Genomic DNA, 15,704 nt, shown 5'->3' on the forward strand with positions numbered 1-15,704 from the left:
CGCCTACATTTTGGCTATATCTTGTCGGGCGGGCGGCAGGAAGTCGGAGTTCCCGATCTCGCGGTCGGGAGCGCGTTCCCCAACTCTACCGCGCTCAATCACATGGAATTGCCCCCTCCGCTTCTCTTGCGGAGAGGGCAATTCGCGCTACGACGCGTATCAGCCGCCGGCGACCGCCGGGATGATGGAGACTCCCGCGCCGTCCGGCGTGGCGGTCTGAAGGCCCTGCTCGAAGCGGACGTCGTCGTCGTTGACGTAGACGTTGACGAAGCGGCGCAGCTTGCCCTGGTCGTCCAGGACGCGGGCGGCGATGCCGGTGTGGTTCTTCTCCAGGTCGGAGATGACCTCTTGGAGGTTGGCGCCCTCGGCGCCGACCTCGGCCTTGCCGCCGGTGTAGGTGCGCAGGATGGTCGGGATGCGAACGGTCACGCTCATGCGAGGCCAGCCTCTCGGAAGGAGTCCAGGTTCGGGCGGATGGTGGCGGTGAGGCCGGTACCGGCCACCGCGTCGAGGGTCTTCAGGCCGTCGCCGGTGTTGAGGACGACGGTGGTGAGCGACGGGTCCAGGACACCGTTCTCGATCAGCTTCTTCGTGACGCCGACCGTCACCCCGCCCGCGGTCTCCGCGAAGATCCCCTCGGTGCGCGCGAGCAGCTTGATGGCGTCGACGACCTGCTCGTCACTCACGTCCTCCACGGCGCCGCCGGTGCGGCGCGCGATGTCGAGGACGTACGGGCCGTCGGCCGGGTTGCCGATCGCGAGGGACTTGGCGATGGTGTCCGGCTTCTGCGGGCGTACGACGTCGTGGCCGGCCTTGTACGCGGTGGACACCGGCGAGCAGCCCTCGGCCTGGGCGCCGAAGATCCGGTACGGCTTGTCCTCGACCAGACCGAGCCTGATCAGCTCCTGCAGGCCCTTGTCGATCTTCGTGAGCTGCGAGCCGGAGGCGATCGGGACGACGATCTGGTCGGGCAGCCGCCAGCCGAGCTGCTCGCAGATCTCGTACGCGAGGGTCTTGGAACCCTCCGCGTAGTACGGCCGCAGGTTGACGTTGACGAAGCCCCAGCCCTCGCCGGCCGGGTCGCCGATCAGCTCGGAGCAGAAGCGGTTCACGTCGTCGTAGTTGCCCTGGATACCGACGAGCTCACCGCCGTAGACGGCGGCCATGACGACCTTGCCCTGCTCCAGGTCGTGCGGGATGAACACGCAGGAGCGGAAGCCGGCGCGGGCGGCGGCGGCGCCGACGGCACCCGCGAGGTTCCCGGTGGAGGAGCAGGACAGGGTGGTGAAGCCGAAGGCGCGGGCGGCCTCGATGGCCTGGGCGACGACGCGGTCCTTGAAGGAGTGCGTCGGGTTGCCGGAGTCGTCCTTGACGTACAGACCGCCGGTGACGCCGAGCTCGCGTGCCAGGTTGTCGGCCTTGACCAGCTTGGTCCAGCCGGGGTTGATGTTCGGCTTGTCGGCCACGTCGGCGGGGACGGGCAGCAGCGGGGCGTAACGCCAGATGTTCGCGGGGCCGGCCTCGATGCGCGCGCGGAGTTCCTCGGTGTCGTAGGCCGAGAAGTCGTAGGCGATCTCCAGCGGGCCGAAACACTCCTCGCAGGCGAAGACCGGGCCGAGCGGCACGCGGTGATCGCACTCACGGCAGGAGAGGGCGGCGGCGGGGCCCAGATCGACGGCGCCGGCGGGGGCGGGAGCGTCGGGGGTGGTGGTGCTTTCGGCAGTCTGCACAGCCATGGAGGCGAGGCCCTTTCTCCTCATCTTCCTCACGACGCATCTCGCCGTGAGACGGATTTGGCACCTTCCCGAGTCGGGAGCCTCGCCACGTCTGCGTGACAGGAACCGACTGGAGGGTTGCCGGGGCTTCAACGGGCCGTATCCCTCTGCCCCTCTGGATGAGCGGTATTCGATTGTTGAGCCTGCTCGGCTCGTTGCGCTTGTCGCGCCTGCTGAGCGGTGGTGCGCGCGGGACCCCGGCATGCGGTGGGGCTCCGCGTTGTTCAAGACTGTAACCGAAGGCCAGGGCGGTTGAGACAGTCGTCCGCACCGCGAGATGAATCACAACGGACCACGAAGGAGCCACCGAACGTGCTGGAAGAAGTCGAGCGCTGGCTGAGCGCACGCTCCTGGTCCGTGTCGGACCGGCCGATCCAGCAGCTCCTGTCCGCCAAGCACGCCACCGGGCAGTCGGTCAGCGTGGTGCTCCCCGCCCTCGACGAGGAGGCGACGGTCGGCGACATCGTCACGGTGATCCGCCGGGACCTGATGGGGCGCGTCCCGCTCGTCGACGAGATCGTGGTCGTGGACTCCGGGTCGAGCGACCGCACCTCGGCGGTGGCCGCGGCGGCGGGCGCGCGTGTCGTGCACCGCGACGCGATCCTGCCCCGCGTCCCGGCCGTGCCCGGCAAGGGCGAGGTGCTGTGGCGCTCGCTGCTGGTCACCGGCGGCGACATCGTCTGCTTCGTCGACGCGGACCTGCGCGAGTTCTCCGCCGACTTCGTCACCGGAATCGTGGGGCCACTGCTCACCGATCCAGGTGTGCACCTCGTCAAGGCCATGTACGACCGTCCGCTCACCATGTCCGACGGCTGCGCCTCGGGCCTGCCCGCGGCCGGCCAGGGCGGCCGGGTCACGGAACTGATGGCCCGCCCGCTGCTCAACATGCACTGGCCGCAGCTGGCCGGTTTCGTCCAGCCGCTCGGCGGCGAGTACGCGGCCCGCCGCTCCCTCCTGGAGCGGCTCCCCTTCCCCGTCGGCTACGGGGTGGAGCTGGGCATGCTGGTCGACTCCCTGCACCTGGTGGGTCTGGACGCCCTCGCGCAGGTCGACGTCGGCGTGCGCAGACACCGGCACCAGGACGGCCGGGCGCTGGGCCGCATGTCCGCCGCGATCTACCGCACCGCCCAGCTCCGGCTGGCCCGCGGCCACCTGGTCCGGCCGTCCCTCGTCCAGTTCGAACGGGGCGCCGACGGCTTCGAGCCGCGTACGTACTCCGTGGACACCGAGGAACGCCCCCCGATGACGGAGATCGCGGAGTACGCGGCCCGCAGGGTGGCCTGACACCTGCCGGACGGGGCCGAAGTGTCGTCCGACCACGTTTGAGGGTTGCGGGGCCTGGCTACGTTGAGGCGTATGGCTTCAAGCTTCGGTGCTGCTCAGGTGCTGGTCGCCTCCAACCGGGGGCCGGTCTCGTACGAGGTGCGGGACGACGGTTCGCTGCACGCCAAACGCGGCGGGGGCGGGCTGGTCTCCGGACTGTCGGCCATCGGGCCGGACGCGGGGGCGCTGTGGGTGTGCTCCGCGCTCGGCGACGGCGACCGCGAGGCGGTGCGGCGCGGGGTCGGCGAGGACGGCGTGCGGATGCTGGACGTACCGGCCGACGTGCACGCGGACGCGTACAACGGGATCGCCAACAGCGTGCTGTGGTTCGTGCACCACATGCTCTACCAGACGCCCCTGGAGCCGGTCTTCGACGCGGAGTTCCGGCGGCGGTGGGCCTCCTACGAGGCGTACAACCGGGCCTTCGCGAAGGCGCTGGCCGAGGAGGCCGCCGAGGGCGCGGTCGCGATCGTGCAGGACTACCACCTGACGCTGGTGCCGGGGATGCTGCGGGAGCTGCGGCCGGATCTCAGGATCGGGCACTTCTCGCACACGCCGTGGGCGCCGGTCGACTACTTCAGGCTGCTGCCGGACGACATCGCCGAGCAGGTGCTGCGCGGCATGCTCGGCGCCGACCGGCTCGGGTTCCTCACCCGACGGTGGGCCGACGCGTTCACCGTCTGCTGCGACGCGCTGGTGGGCGGGCCCGGCTCCACGGAGATCGGCGTGCACGGGCTGGGCGCCGACGCGGACTTCCTGCGGCGGCGGTCGCACGAGGCCGACGTGGACGAGCGGATGGCGGCGCTGCGGGCGGAGATCGGTGCCGGCCCGGACGGGAGCGCGCGCAGGACGATCGTGCGGGTGGACCGGACCGAGCTGTCGAAGAACATCGTGCGGGGGCTGCTGGCGTACCGGGAGCTGCTGACCGGGCGGCCCCAGTGGCGGGAGCGGGTCGTGCACGTCGCCTTCGCGTACCCCTCGCGGCAGGATCTCGCCGTGTACCGGGACTACACCGCCGAGGTGCGGCGGGTGGCCGAGTCGATCAACGCGGAGTTCGGGACGGCGGGGTGGACGCCGGTCGTGCTGCATGTGAAGGACGACTTCGCGCGGTCGCTGGCGGCGTACCGGCTGGCGGACGTGGCGCTGGTCAATCCCGTCCGGGACGGGATGAACCTCGTCGCGAAGGAGGTGCCGGTCGTCTCCGACGAGGGGTGCGTGCTGGTGCTGTCCCGGGAGGCGGGGGCGTACGAGGAGCTGGGGGAGGACGCGGTCGTCGTGAACCCGTACGACGTGGTCGGCACGGCCGACGCGCTGCACGAGGCGCTGGGGGTCGCGCCGGGGGAACGGGCGGAGCGGACGAAGCGGTTGGCGGCGGCGGGGACGGCGTCGCCTCCGGAGCGGTGGTTCCTGGAGCAGTTGGACGCGCTGAGGTCTTGACCGCCGGGTGATCCGGCGATGGGGCTGGGCCGGGGTGGTTCGCGCGGCCCGGCGCTACGGGGTGCCTCCCCCAGAGGGGGTACTCCGTAGCGCCCACTCGTGCCCCCGCGGCGGCACGAATGGGCGCAGGCGGCGGGCTGGGACGGGGGACGGAAGCGGCTACGTGAGCCGTGTGGCCAGGGAGCGGAGCAGGTGTACCACTCCCGTCGGGCCGTCGACCACCACGTCGGCCCGTTCGCGGAGGTCCGGGACCTCGTCGCTGCCGCTGCAGACCAGGAGGCCGGGGGTGCCCTCCGTGCGGAGGGTGTCGACGGCGGTGAAGGCGGGGAGGTCGCCGAGGTCGTCGCCGGCGTAGACGACGCAGGCGGCGTCGAGTTCCCGGGCGTACTCCCGCAGTGCGGCGCCCTTGTCCATGCCGGGTGGGCGCAGCTCCAGGACCATGCGGCCCGGTTCGACGATCAGGCCGTGGCGGGAGGCGAGGCCGGTGAGGGGGCCGCGCAGGGTGTCGAAGGCGGCCTGGGGGTCGGGGGCGCGGCGGGTGTGGACGGCGATCGCGTGGCCCTTCTCCTCGGTCCACGTGCCCTGGCCGGCCCCGGACCGCTCCAGCAGTCCCGGCAGCTCGGCGCGGACGGCACCGACGCCGGGGTGCGGGTCGGGGGTGGTGAGGGTGCCGGTGGCGGCGTCCCAGCGCTCGGCGCCGTAGTGGCCGAGGACGACGAGGTGTTCCAGGCCGGGGACGTCCGCGAAGCCGCCGTGGCGGACCGCGACCTTGGCCGGGCGGCCGGTGATCACGGCGACGGAGGCGACCTTCGGGGCGAGGGCCGCGAGCGCCGGTACGGCGTCCGGGTGGGCGCGGGCCCGGTCGGGGTCGGCGACGATCGGGGCGAGCGTGCCGTCGAAGTCGAGCGCGACCACCGCGCGGCCGGGACGGGCGAGAAGGGCGTCGAGCCCTTCGCGTCCGGCCGCCGTCGCGGGCGTCGGCAGGTGGTTCGCGGAGTCCGGGGAGTCGTCACGGGTGGAGTCCTGGTGGCTGCCCATACCGCGAACCTATCCCGCCGGCGCGGGGCACACGCATCGCTCGCACGCCTTTGCCTCACACCGGCCGGACGGGCACCGGCCGACCCGGCGAACGCGGGCGGCTCTGCGAACGCGGGCGGCTCTGCGAACGCGGAGGCCCCGCGATCGCGCCGCGGATCACGCCTGCCGGGGGGCCGCCGGTCTTCCCGGCGGCTCACCGGGGCTCCCCCGCGGCTTCCCCGTCCGCGCCGGCGGTGTCACCGCTCCGAGCGCCGCGAGTCCCGTATCCGGCGCAGCCGGTTGACCGTCACCGGGTCGGCCGCAAGCGCGCGGGGGTCGTCCAGGAGGGCGTTGAGGAGCTGGTAGTAGCGGACAGGGGCCAGGCCCAGTTCCTCGCGGATCGCGCGCTCCTTCGCGCCGGGGCCGGAAAAGCCGCGGCGTTCCAGCGCGAGGATGCTCCTCTCCCTCTGTCCCAGGTCCATGTACGGCACCGTAGCGCCCGGCACCGACAGTGGCCCGGTGGCCGCTACTCCGCGCTGCCCGCCCGCATCGCCGTCGTCTGGATCCGGTCGAGGACCTCCTCGGTGCTGCCGCCGGGGGCGACCGCCTGGCCGATGCGCTTCTTGACGTCCGCGCTGACCGAGGCCCAGGAGGTCTTGCCGACCGGGTAGAGCTCGGAGAGCACCAGCTCGTTCAGGAAGGGCCGCAGGTCCTTGTCCTCCTCCGCGGTGCTCATGGCCTGGGACGCGGAGGTGGTCACCGGCAGCAGGTTGTACCGGCGGGAGAAGTCGAGGACGTTCTCGTCGTTGTAGACGAAGTCGAGGAAGTCGCCGATCTCCTCCTGGTGACCGTTCTCCTTGAAGGCGGTCATCCAGTCGGTGACGCCGAGCGTGTTCTTGCTGGCGCCGTCGATCCCGGGGGTCGTCACCATCCCGTACTTCACGCCCTTGTCGGACGCCATCTTCATCAGCGTGGGGTGGCCGTTGAGCATGCCGACGTCGCCGTTCGCGAAGGCGGCGAAGGCGGCGGCCCGGTCTAGCTGTCCGGGGGCGACCGGGCCGGTGAGGCCCTTCTCGACCAGTTCCTCCTTGAGCCAGGTGAAGGTGGTGACGTTCTGCGGCGAGTCGACGGAGTAGGTGCCGACGTCGTCGGTGTAGCCGCCTCCGCCGCTGAGCATCCACTGCATCGTCTCGGCCGGTGCCTCCTCGGGGCCCAGCGGCAGTGCGTACGGGTACTTCACGCCCTCCGCCTCGAGCTCCTGGGCGGCCTCGGCGAGGTCGTCCCAGCTCTTGGGCGGGGTGAGGCCGGCCTTGTCGAAGAGGGTCTTGTTGTAGAAGAGCACACGGGTGGAGGCCGCGAAGGGCAGCCCGTACTGGGCCCCGTCGACCTGGCCCGCGCCGGCGAGCTGCGAGACGTAGTTGGCCTGGACCGGGATGGAGAGGAGTTCCCCGGCCTGGTAGAGCAGGCCCTGGTCCGCGTAGTCGGCGTAGGCGCCGATCTGCGCCATGTCGGGCGCCTCTTCGGCCTCGACCATCTCGCGGACCTTGCGGTCGACGTCGTTCCAGGAGTACACGGTGACGTCCACGTGTACGTCGGGGTGCTTGGCCTCGTAGGCCTTGGCCAGATCGTCCCAGTAGTCCTGGGAGCTGTTGGCCTTGCTGTCGCCGTAGTCGGCGGCGACGAGTTTCAGGGTCACCTCGCCGGAGTCCCCGGTGAGTCCGCAGCCGCCGAGGACCGCCGTCATGCCCAGTGCGGACACCACCGCGATCGTTCCTGTCCTACGCCGCTGCACCCTGATTCCCCAACCCTGCCGACGACTTGTCGTTCGCTGCTTTGCTTACGCGTGCGCTTGTTCGCTTGTCCGTTTAACGGATTAAGGTCTACACCACGACAGTGGACTAGACCTCTCCCGGGTCAACGGGCCACACTGTCCCCGTGAGACATGTCATCGCCCTCGATGTGGGCGGCACCGGGATGAAGGCCGCCCTGGCCGGGCCGGGGGGCGAGCTGCTGCACCAGGCCCGCCGGGCCACCGGCCGCGACCGCGGGCCCGAGGCGGTCGTCGCGGGCATCCTGGACTTCGCCGCCGAACTGCGCGCCTACGGCGCCGACCGGTTCGGCGAGCCCGCCCGCGCCGCCGGTGTGGTCGTCCCCGGCATCATCGACGAGGAGCACGGCATCGCCGTGTACGCGGCCAACCTCGGCTGGCGCGACGTACCGCTGCGGGCGCTGCTCAGCGACCGGCTCGATGCCCTTCCGGTCGCCCTCGGGCACGACGTGCGCACCGGTGGGCTCGCCGAGGGGCGCATCGGGGCGGGGCAGGGCGCCGACCGGTTCCTGTTCGTGCCGCTGGGCACCGGTATCGCGGGCGCCATCGGCATCGACGGCCGGGTGGAGTCGGGCGCCCACGGCTTCGCGGGCGAGATCGGCCACATCGTCGTACGGCCCGGCGGGACGCCGTGCCCGTGCGGGCAGCGCGGCTGCCTGGAGCGGTTCGCGTCCGCGTCGGCGGTCAGCCAGGCGTGGGCCGAGGCGTGCGGCGACCCGGAGGCGGACGCCGCCGACTGTGCCAAGGCCGTCGCGTCGGGGGACGCCCGGGCGCTCGCCGTCTGGCAGGACGCCGTGGACGCGCTCGCCGACGGGCTGGTCACCGCGCTCACTCTGCTGGACCCGCGCGTCCTGATCATCGGTGGCGGCCTCGCCGAGGCGGGGGAAACCTTGTTCACACCACTGCGGGACGCCGTCCGGCGGCGCGTCACCTTCCAGAAGCTGCCGGAGATCGTCCCCGCGGCGCTGGGGGACACCGCCGGCTGCCTGGGTGCCGGGCTCATGGCCTGGGATCTGCTCGACACCGACCGGCCCAGCACCGGACGACCCAGCACGGACCGGCCCACCACCGGCCGGTCCACCGACCAAGTCGGGACCGGCTCGTCCGGCACCGGCCCACTCAGCACCACTCCCACGACCGTGACTCCCCCGGAGGTAACCACCTGATGGCCCCAAGCAAGGTTCTCGCCGGTGCCCGGGTGGTACTGCCCACCGGGACCGTGGACGACGGCCGCGTGATCGTCGACGGCACGCGGATCGCGGACACGGCGTCCCCGGAGGCGGAAGTCGTCGACGTGTCGGGCCACTGGGTGGTCCCCGGCTTCGTCGACATCCACAACCACGGCGGCGGCGGCGCCTCCTTCGCCGGCGGCACCCCCGAGGACATCCTCAAGGGCGTCGGCACCCACCGTCGCCACGGCACCACGACGATGGTCGCCTCCGCCGTCACCGGTGACCTGGACTTCCTCGCTCGGCACGCCGGGGTGCTCGCCGAGCTGGCCCAGCAGGGCGACATCGCCGGCATCCACTTCGAAGGCCCGTTCATCTCCCCGTGCCGCAAGGGCGCGCACGACGAGCAGCTGCTGCGCGACCCGGACCCGGCCGAGGTCCGCAAGCTGATCGACGCCGCGCACGGGCACGCGAAGATGGTGACGCTGGCCACCGAGCTGTCGGGCGGCCTGGACTCCGTACGGCTGCTCGCGGAGCACGGCGTGATCGCCGCGGTCGGGCACACGGACGCGTCGTACGAGCAGACGCTCCAGGCCATCGACGCGGGCGCCACGGTCGCCACGCACCTCTTCAACGCGATGCCGCCCCTCGGCCACCGCGCCCCCGGCCCGATCACGGCGCTGCTGGAGGACGAGCGGGTCACCGTCGAGCTGATCAACGACGGCACGCACCTGCACCCGGCCGCGCTCCAGCTGGCCTTCCACCACGCGGGGGCCGCCCGGGTCGCCTTCATCACCGACGCGATGGACGCGGCCGGCTTCGGCGACGGCCGCTATCTGCTCGGCCCGATGGAGGTCGAGGTCGCGGACGGGGTGGCCCGGCTGGTGGAGGGCGGCTCGATCGCGGGCTCCACGCTCACCCTGGACCGCGCCTTCAAGCGGGCGGTGACGGTGGACGGGCTGGCCGTGGAGGACGTGGTCGCGGCGATCTCCGCCAACCCGGCGCGGCTGCTCGGCCTGGCCGACCGGGTCGGCTCCCTGGAGCCCGGCAAGGACGCCGACCTGGTGGTACTGGACGCCGCGTTCGACCTGGTGGGCGTGATGCGCCGGGGCGAATGGGTGGTCGATCCCGAGCTGGGCTGATCCGTCCCCGAGTCCGTCCCCGAGTCCGTCCCCGAGTCCGTCCCCGGAGCGGCCCACGGCGGCCGACCCGGGGGCTGGGCCCGCCGCCACCCGTTTGGCATGATCGTGTCCACACGGCAGCAGCAGGCGATCGGGGGAGGTCGGCCCAGGTGATCCTCACCGTCACACTCAACACCGCGCTCGACATCACCTATCGCGTCCCGACCCTCAGGCCGCACGCCTCCCATCGGGTCACCGAGGTGACGGAGCGGCCCGGCGGCAAGGGGCTGAACGTGGCCCGGGTGCTGGCGGCGCTCGGACACGAGGTGACGGTGACCGGCTTCGCGGGCGGCGTCACCGGAGAGGTCGTGCGCGAGGGACTCGGCGGCGTGCGCGGGGTGGCCGACGCGCTCGTGCCGGTCGCGGGAACGACCCGGCGCACCGTCGCCGTCGTCGACGAGCGCACCGGCGACACCACCCAGCTCAACGAGCCCGGACCGGCCGTCGCACCCACCGAGTGGGACGCCTTCCAGGACGTCTACGCGGATCTGCTGGCCGGCGCGTCGGCGGTCGCCCTCTGCGGCAGCCTGCCGCCGGGCGTACCTGTGGGCGCCTACGCCGGGCTGGTGCGCACGGCGCGCGCCGCGGGCGTCCCGGTGCTGCTGGACACCAGCGGGGAGCCGCTGCGCCGGGGTGTCGCCGCCCGCCCGGATCTGATCAAGCCGAACGCCGAGGAGCTGGCCGAGCTGACCGGCTCGCACGAGCCGCTGCGGGCCACCCAGGCCGCCCGGCGCCGCGGTGCCCGCTCGGTGGTCGCCTCACTGGGCGCCGAGGGACTGCTCGCGGTGACTCCGGAGGGCCGCTGGCGGGCCGCCCCGCACGCCCGTGTCCGGGGCAATCCGACCGGTGCGGGCGACTCGGCGGTCGCGGGGCTGCTCTCCGGCCTGGTCGAGAACCTGCCCTGGCCGGACCGCCTGGCCCGCGCGGTCGCCCTGTCCGCAGCGGCGGTGCCGGCGCCGGTGGCGGGCGAGTTCGACCGGGCGGCGTACGAGGAGCTGCTCGGACGCGGGGTCGCGGTGACGGCGGAGTCCGACGCGGCGTGACGCGGTCCGTGCCGTGACGCGCCGGTCGTGCCGTGACGCGCCGGTCCGTACCATGCCGTCCGTGCAGCGGCGTGACGTGCTGTGGTCAGACGTACCGCGGCGTGACGTACCGCGGCGTGACGTACCGCGGCGTGGTCCGCCGGGCAGGCGTCAGCTCTCGACCTTGCCCTTCTTCAGGGAGAACTGGTCCAGCAGCACGTTGCACTTGTCGCCGTCGGCGCAGGAGAGCGAGATGGTGTTGGTGCCCTTGTTCAGGGTGGGATAGGCGTAGGTCGTGGTCCAGCCCTTGGCGAAGTCGCCGTCCTCGGCGCCGGTGAAGTTGGACATGTTCAGCTTGCTGCCGAACTCCTTGCCGTTGACCGTCAGGGTCATCGACTGGTCCTCGCCGGCCGTGCTGTACCCGGTGAAGAGGGTGTAGAGCCCCTCCTCGGGGATGCCGTCCACGGTCCAGGTGACCGAAGCACCGGGCTTGTTGAGGTTGGCCACGTAGACGCCGCCGTCCGACCGGGCGCCCTCGACCTCCGACGCCGTCGCCACCCCGGGCGACAGCCGCAGCGACTTCGCGTCGGTCGCGGGCAGCTCCGCCTCCTCCTCGGCACCGTCACTGGCCGACGGGCTCGGTTCGGTGCTCTCGGACTGGGTCGGGTTGGCCGTGCTGCCGCCGCCGGCCTCGTCGCCGCCCTTGTCGTCCTCGGAGCCGCTGCTGGTCATGGCCACGGCGATACCGATCACGACCGCCGCGACGACGGCGACCGCGCCGATCAGCAGGCCCTTGGTGTTGGGGCCGCGGCCTCCGCCGCCCCCGCCGTGTCCCGACTGCTGCGGGGCGGGAGCGCCGCCGGGGAAGGTCTCCGGCGCGGCGTAGTGCGCGTTCGGCCGGCCGTGGGCGCCCTGCTGCTGCGGGGCCTGGCCGTAGACGCCCTGCTGCTGGGGGGCGGGCTGGCCCTGCGGGGTCCCGTACTGCCGTGTGCCGACGGGACGCACCCGGTTGACGGAGTTCGGGTAGCCGTAGCCACCGGATGGCGGCTGGGCCCCGTTGGCCTGCCCGTCGGCGTAGAGGTAGCCGAAGGGGTCGTCGTCCTCGGGCGTGCTCGCGCCGTTGTTGCCGGGCGTCATCCCTAGGTCTCCTAACCAGATGCGGTGCTTGTGCGGTACGGGTGTGAGACAGCGAGCCTACCCGCTCCCACTGCCCCGAAAGGGTGACTCAGACCGCACCACGGCACTGACCTGGGGTTCATCCGGCTCGGCGATGTTGTTTGGGACGAGATCGTTTCTCGACGTACATCCGTTCGTCGGCGGACTTCAGCACCTCGTCCGCCGTCATGCCGCAGTGGGCCCACCCGATGCCGAAGCTGGCGCCCACGCGGACGGCCCGCCCCTCGGCCCGGATCGGCTGGATTATCTCGTTGCGCAGGCGTACGGCGAGGTCCTGTGCGTCGGCCCGGCCGAGCCCGTTGGCGAGGATCACGAACTCGTCGCCGCCGAGCCGGGCCACCGTGTCGCCGTCCCGCACACCGCCGCTGAGCCGGTGGGCGACCTCGATGAGTACGGCGTCGCCGGCGTTGTGCCCGAACCGGTCGTTGATCGACTTGAACCCGTCCAGGTCGCAGAAGAGAACCGCGAGCCCCTTGGTGCCGTCGTCGCGGCCGTCCTCGGGAGCGATGGCGTGCACATGATGGTCGTAGGCGCCGTAGGGCTCGGTGACCGCGCCGAAGTCGAAGGTGTGACCGCCGGAGTCGAACACGGCGGAGTGCCCGTAGGCCGCGTCCATGGCGTCGGCGACGGCCACGTGCGAGGACTGCGGGCGCCGGCAGAGCCGGGCGGCGAGCCGGGAGCGCAGCTCGGCGGAGTTGGGCAGGCCGGTGAGGGAGTCGTGGGAGGCGCGGTGGGCGAGCTGGAGCTCGCGGCGCTTGCGCTCCTCTATGTCCTCGACGTGGGTGAGCAGGAAACGCGGCCCGTCGGCGGCGTCGGCGACGACGCTGTTGCGCAGGGAGACCCAGACGTACGTGTTGTCGCGGCGGCCCAGGCGCAGCTCGGCCCGGCCGCCCTCGGCGGAGGTGCGCAGCAGCGTGCCGATGTCCTCGGGGTGGACGAGGTCGGAGAAGGCGTAGCGGCGCAACGCGGAGGCGGGGCGGCCGAGCAGGCGGCACAGGGCGTCGTTGGTGCGCAGGATGCGGCCGTGCTGGTCGCCGCCCATCTCGGCGATGGCCATGCCGGAGGGGGCGTACTCGAAGGCCTGCCGGAAGCTTTCCTCACTGGCCCTGAGCGCCTGCTGGTCGCGCTCCAGGCGGACCAGGGCGCGCTGCATGTTGGAGCGGAGCCGGGCGTTGCTGATCGCGATGGCGGCCTGGAAGGCGTACATCTGCAGAGCCTCGCGGCCCCAGGCGCCGGGGCGGCGGCCGTTGCGCGGACGGTCCACGGACAGGACGCCGACCAGCTCGCCGCTGTTGCCGCCGCCCTGCGGGCCGGGCGCGTACATCGGGGCGAAGAGCCGGTCCGAGGGGTGCCACTCGTCCTCGAAGCGGGGCGCGGGCCCGTCGGTGTACCACTGCGGGACGTCGTCGTCGTCGAGGATCCAGCCCTCGGTGTGGGGTATGAAGATCAGGTCGCCCCACTGCTCGCCCATGCTCAGGCGCCGGTCCCAGGACTCGCGGGAGCCCGCCCGGCCGGTGATCAGCGCCTCGGCGGCCTGGTTGCCGGAGAAGGCGGCGACGACGAGGTCACCGTCGGGGCGGACCAGGTTGACGCATGCCAGCTCGTAGCCGAGGGCGTGGACGACTCCGTCGGCGACGGTCTGCAGGGTGTCGGCCAGGCTGCGGGCCGTGTTCATGTCGGCCATGGCCTGGTGCAGCTGACGCAGGGACGCAAGACGGACGTAGGGCTCCGACTCGGTCTCCATGCTCACCCTCCCCCCGAGGCCTCGCAGCGAATCAAGGGTTCTCGTCGGCGCCTGTACTGCTGGTGCCCTTGCAGGTTCCCCGCCACTGAATCACAGCGCGCTCCGCACTCGGTACACAGGGTCAACAATTGTCGCTCCTTGTGACTCAAGTCACAGCAAAAGGTGAGCGATTGAAGGACGTTTCCGCGTTTTCCCATGCGTTCACCGAAAGCAGGGTGGGTATGCGCACGTCTCCTTCTGGGGTCCTAGGTCCCGGTTCGTGCCCCGGTTCGGTCCGGCGGCCGATGCCGGGCCGGCGGCCCGGCGTTTAGCGTGGCGGGCGTGCCGAACTCTCCGTCTCTCACGTCCTCCGCATCCTCCACGTCCCCCACGTCCCCCGCGTCCCCCGCGCACACGTCGCCGTCGTCCGCCGCCGGGCATGCTGAAGGGGTGAGCAATGACGAATTCCGTGCCGCCATGTCCCGGCTGGCCTCGGGCGTGGTCCTGGTGACCGCGCAGGAGGCGTCGCTCGACCCCGACGACCCGCAGGCGCCGCACGGCGAGGACGTGGGGATGACGGCCACGGCGTTCATGTCGGTGTCGCTGGACCCGCCACTGGTGCTGGTCAGCCTCCGCGAGGGCTCCCGCATGGACGACCTGCTCGACGAGCAGCCCCGGTGGGCGGTCTCCGTCCTGTCCGAGAGCCAGCGGCACATCGCGGGACGCTTCGCGATGAAGGGCCGCGTCAGCGACCGGCTCCTGTTCGCGGACATCCCCTGCGTACGGGGCGAGGCGACCGGGGCGCCCCTGGTGGGCGGGGCCCTGGCGACGCTGGAGTGCCGTACCGAACGGCGGGTGCCGGCCGGGGACCACACCCTGGTGATCGGCCGCGTGCTGACCGCCACGCTGCCGAGCCCCGCCGCGGGGCCGCTGGCGTACTTCAAGGGGCGCTACCGGCAGCTGGACTGAGCCGAAACCCGCTCGCCCGCCCTCGTGCCTCCTGCCTAGGGTGCGCGGATGACAACGAGTACCACGCCGCGCCTGGAGGAGATCACTCCGGCGAACCTCAAGGCCGCCACCGCCATACGCGTGCGCCCCGAGCAGGAATTCGCCGTCGACCCGGTGGTGGATTCCCTCGCCGAGGCCTACGTCCACCCCGGTGTCGCCTGGCCCCGCCTGATCGTCGACGGCGACCGTCCCGTCGGCTTCCTCATGGCCTTCTTCGACATCGACTGGTACGAGGACGGCAGCGTGCGGCGCTCCGGACTGTGGCGGCTGAACATCGCGGCCGGGGAGCAGGGCCGGGGGTACGGCCGCTTCGCCGTGGAGTCGGTGGCCCAGGAAATCCGTCGCCGCGGCGGCGGGGAGTGCTACGTGACGTGGCATCCGGGCCCGAACGGCCCCGAGGGCTTCTACCTGGGCCTGGGCTTCCGGCCCGACGGAGAGACCAGCGAGGGCGAGACGGTGGGCGTGCTGGCGCTGGACCGGTAGCCCGGTAGCCGATCCGTCGCGTTCCCCTGGTCCTGGTGTCCTAGTCCCAGTCCTTCGGGGAGCGGCCCCGCTTGGTCTGCGAGCGCTGCTTCTTCTCGCGCAGCCGGCGTTCGTTGATGCCGCGCGGGATGCGGGTCGGTCTGCGGGGCCCGGGCGGGGGCGCGGTGGCCTCGGCGAGGAGGGCGGCGAGGCGTACGGCGGCGGCCTCGCGGTTGCGCCACTGGGAGCGGTGCTCGGAGGCGCGGACGGTGACGACCCCGTCGGTCAGGCGCCCGGACAGCCGCTCCAGCGCCCGCCGCTTCCACACCTCGGGCAGGGACTCGGTCTTCGCCAGGTCGAAGCGGAGCTCCACCGCGGTGTCCGTGGTGTTGACGTGCTGCCCACCGGGCCCCGAGGAGCGTGTGAAACGCCAGACCAGCTCGGCCTCGGGCAGGGAGACGGAGCCGCGGATGAGATGAGGACCGGACATGCCGTCCATGTTCCCGTCCCCGGGCGGCCCACGTCACCCCAATATCCTGATCCCGGCCTCGGTAAAGAAAGTAAAGAGAGCAGGAACCTTGCG

At 72.3% G+C, this 15,704-nt stretch carries 15 protein-coding genes and 1 riboswitch; of the genes, 7 read left to right on the forward strand and 8 right to left on the reverse strand.

The annotated features are described in order from the left end of the window. Positions 1 to 159: 159 nt before the first annotated feature. Both ABEA26_RS30340 and thrC read right to left on the reverse strand, forming a co-directional pair. A complete protein-coding gene (locus ABEA26_RS30340; protein WP_345596569.1) occupies positions 160 to 435 on the reverse strand; it encodes a MoaD/ThiS family protein in 276 nt (91 codons plus the stop codon). Further along, on the reverse strand, positions 432 to 1,736 hold the full coding sequence (gene thrC / locus ABEA26_RS30345; protein WP_345596570.1) for a threonine synthase: 1,305 nt from the start codon (positions 1,734 to 1,736) through the stop codon (positions 432 to 434). Before thrC ends, ABEA26_RS30340 begins: the two co-directional genes overlap by 4 nt. 17 nt (positions 1,737 to 1,753) lie before the next feature. Then, positions 1,754 to 1,901, reverse strand: a riboswitch (SAM riboswitch). 186 nt (positions 1,902 to 2,087) lie between these two features. Here thrC and ABEA26_RS30350 point away from each other — a divergent pair. Both ABEA26_RS30350 and ABEA26_RS30355 read left to right on the forward strand, forming a co-directional pair. Beyond that, complete coding sequence (locus ABEA26_RS30350; protein ID WP_345596571.1) at positions 2,088 to 3,059, forward strand: glucosyl-3-phosphoglycerate synthase; 972 nt, start codon at positions 2,088 to 2,090, stop codon at positions 3,057 to 3,059. 72 nt (positions 3,060 to 3,131) lie between these two features. Further along, positions 3,132 to 4,535, forward strand: coding sequence for an alpha,alpha-trehalose-phosphate synthase (UDP-forming) (locus ABEA26_RS30355; protein ID WP_345596572.1), 1,404 nt, complete (start codon positions 3,132 to 3,134; stop codon positions 4,533 to 4,535). Positions 4,536 to 4,694: 159 nt separating this feature from the next. Here the strand turns inward: ABEA26_RS30355 and otsB are convergent, their stop codons facing one another. From otsB to ABEA26_RS30370, 3 genes are all read right to left on the reverse strand, one after another. Further along, positions 4,695 to 5,573, reverse strand: a complete 879-nt coding sequence (gene otsB, locus ABEA26_RS30360) for a trehalose-phosphatase (RefSeq protein WP_345596573.1) — start codon at positions 5,571 to 5,573, stop codon at positions 4,695 to 4,697. A gap of 236 nt (positions 5,574 to 5,809) precedes the next feature. Continuing rightward, a complete protein-coding gene (locus ABEA26_RS30365) occupies positions 5,810 to 6,034 on the reverse strand; it encodes a DUF3263 domain-containing protein (protein ID WP_345596574.1) in 225 nt (74 codons plus the stop codon). 44 nt (positions 6,035 to 6,078) lie between these two features. After that, a complete protein-coding gene (locus tag ABEA26_RS30370) occupies positions 6,079 to 7,344 on the reverse strand; it encodes an ABC transporter substrate-binding protein (RefSeq protein WP_486388980.1) in 1,266 nt (421 codons plus the stop codon). Between the two features lie 143 nt (positions 7,345 to 7,487). On the opposite strand from ABEA26_RS30370, the gene ABEA26_RS30375 reads away from it, so the two are divergent. The 3 genes from ABEA26_RS30375 to ABEA26_RS30385 all read left to right on the forward strand — a co-directional run bounded on the left by ABEA26_RS30375 (position 7,488) and on the right by ABEA26_RS30385 (position 10,773). Further along, a complete protein-coding gene (locus tag ABEA26_RS30375; RefSeq protein WP_345596575.1) occupies positions 7,488 to 8,546 on the forward strand; it encodes an ROK family protein in 1,059 nt (352 codons plus the stop codon). Further along, a complete protein-coding gene (gene nagA, locus ABEA26_RS30380; RefSeq protein WP_345596576.1) occupies positions 8,546 to 9,691 on the forward strand; it encodes an N-acetylglucosamine-6-phosphate deacetylase in 1,146 nt (381 codons plus the stop codon). The genes ABEA26_RS30375 and nagA overlap by 1 nt, the downstream gene beginning before the upstream one ends. 149 nt (positions 9,692 to 9,840) lie before the next feature. Then, complete coding sequence (locus ABEA26_RS30385; protein ID WP_345596577.1) at positions 9,841 to 10,773, forward strand: 1-phosphofructokinase family hexose kinase; 933 nt, start codon at positions 9,841 to 9,843, stop codon at positions 10,771 to 10,773. A 150-nt stretch (positions 10,774 to 10,923) separates the two neighbouring features. On the opposite strand, the gene ABEA26_RS30390 is transcribed toward ABEA26_RS30385, so the two are convergent. Continuing rightward, positions 10,924 to 11,889, reverse strand: coding sequence for a carbohydrate-binding protein (locus ABEA26_RS30390; RefSeq protein WP_345596578.1), 966 nt, complete (start codon positions 11,887 to 11,889; stop codon positions 10,924 to 10,926). Positions 11,890 to 12,007: 118 nt separating this feature from the next. Next, a complete protein-coding gene (gene cdgB / locus ABEA26_RS30395; RefSeq protein WP_345596579.1) occupies positions 12,008 to 13,672 on the reverse strand; it encodes a diguanylate cyclase CdgB in 1,665 nt (554 codons plus the stop codon). A 429-nt stretch (positions 13,673 to 14,101) separates the two neighbouring features. Between cdgB and ABEA26_RS30400 the strand changes: the two genes are divergently transcribed. Both ABEA26_RS30400 and ABEA26_RS30405 read left to right on the forward strand, forming a co-directional pair. Continuing rightward, the gene (locus tag ABEA26_RS30400; protein WP_425587920.1) at positions 14,102 to 14,620 is read left to right on the forward strand and encodes a flavin reductase family protein; all 519 of its coding nucleotides are present in this window, start codon (positions 14,102 to 14,104) and stop codon (positions 14,618 to 14,620) included. Positions 14,621 to 14,668: 48 nt separating this feature from the next. After that, the gene (locus ABEA26_RS30405; RefSeq protein WP_345596581.1) at positions 14,669 to 15,142 is read left to right on the forward strand and encodes a GNAT family N-acetyltransferase; all 474 of its coding nucleotides are present in this window, start codon (positions 14,669 to 14,671) and stop codon (positions 15,140 to 15,142) included. A gap of 40 nt (positions 15,143 to 15,182) precedes the next feature. Here the strand turns inward: ABEA26_RS30405 and arfB are convergent, their stop codons facing one another. Next, complete coding sequence (arfB, locus tag ABEA26_RS30410; protein WP_345596582.1) at positions 15,183 to 15,620, reverse strand: alternative ribosome rescue aminoacyl-tRNA hydrolase ArfB; 438 nt, start codon at positions 15,618 to 15,620, stop codon at positions 15,183 to 15,185. Positions 15,621 to 15,704: the final 84 nt, after the last annotated feature.

It is taken from the genome of Streptomyces marokkonensis (assembly GCF_039539045.1).
GTDB classification, from domain to species: domain Bacteria; phylum Actinomycetota; class Actinomycetes; order Streptomycetales; family Streptomycetaceae; genus Streptomyces; species Streptomyces marokkonensis.

Excerpts from the sequence above, each read along its gene's own strand:
- thrC (WP_345596570.1), bottom strand. The coding sequence starts at position 1,736 with ATGGCTGTGCAGACTGCCGAAAGCACCACCACCCCCGACGCTCCCGCC.
- cdgB (WP_345596579.1), bottom strand. The coding sequence starts at position 13,672 with ATGGAGACCGAGTCGGAGCCCTACGTCCGTCTTGCGTCCCTGCGTCAG.
- ABEA26_RS30340 (WP_345596569.1), bottom strand. The coding sequence starts at position 435 with ATGAGCGTGACCGTTCGCATCCCGACCATCCTGCGCACCTACACCGGC.
- otsB (WP_345596573.1), bottom strand. The coding sequence starts at position 5,573 with ATGGGCAGCCACCAGGACTCCACCCGTGACGACTCCCCGGACTCCGCG.
- ABEA26_RS30355 (WP_345596572.1), top strand. The coding sequence starts at position 3,132 with ATGGCTTCAAGCTTCGGTGCTGCTCAGGTGCTGGTCGCCTCCAACCGG.
- nagA (WP_345596576.1), top strand. The coding sequence starts at position 8,546 with ATGGCCCCAAGCAAGGTTCTCGCCGGTGCCCGGGTGGTACTGCCCACC.
- arfB (WP_345596582.1), bottom strand. The coding sequence starts at position 15,620 with ATGGACGGCATGTCCGGTCCTCATCTCATCCGCGGCTCCGTCTCCCTG.
- ABEA26_RS30405 (WP_345596581.1), top strand. The coding sequence starts at position 14,669 with ATGACAACGAGTACCACGCCGCGCCTGGAGGAGATCACTCCGGCGAAC.
- ABEA26_RS30365 (WP_345596574.1), bottom strand. The coding sequence starts at position 6,034 with ATGGACCTGGGACAGAGGGAGAGGAGCATCCTCGCGCTGGAACGCCGC.
- ABEA26_RS30390 (WP_345596578.1), bottom strand. The coding sequence starts at position 11,889 with ATGACGCCCGGCAACAACGGCGCGAGCACGCCCGAGGACGACGACCCC.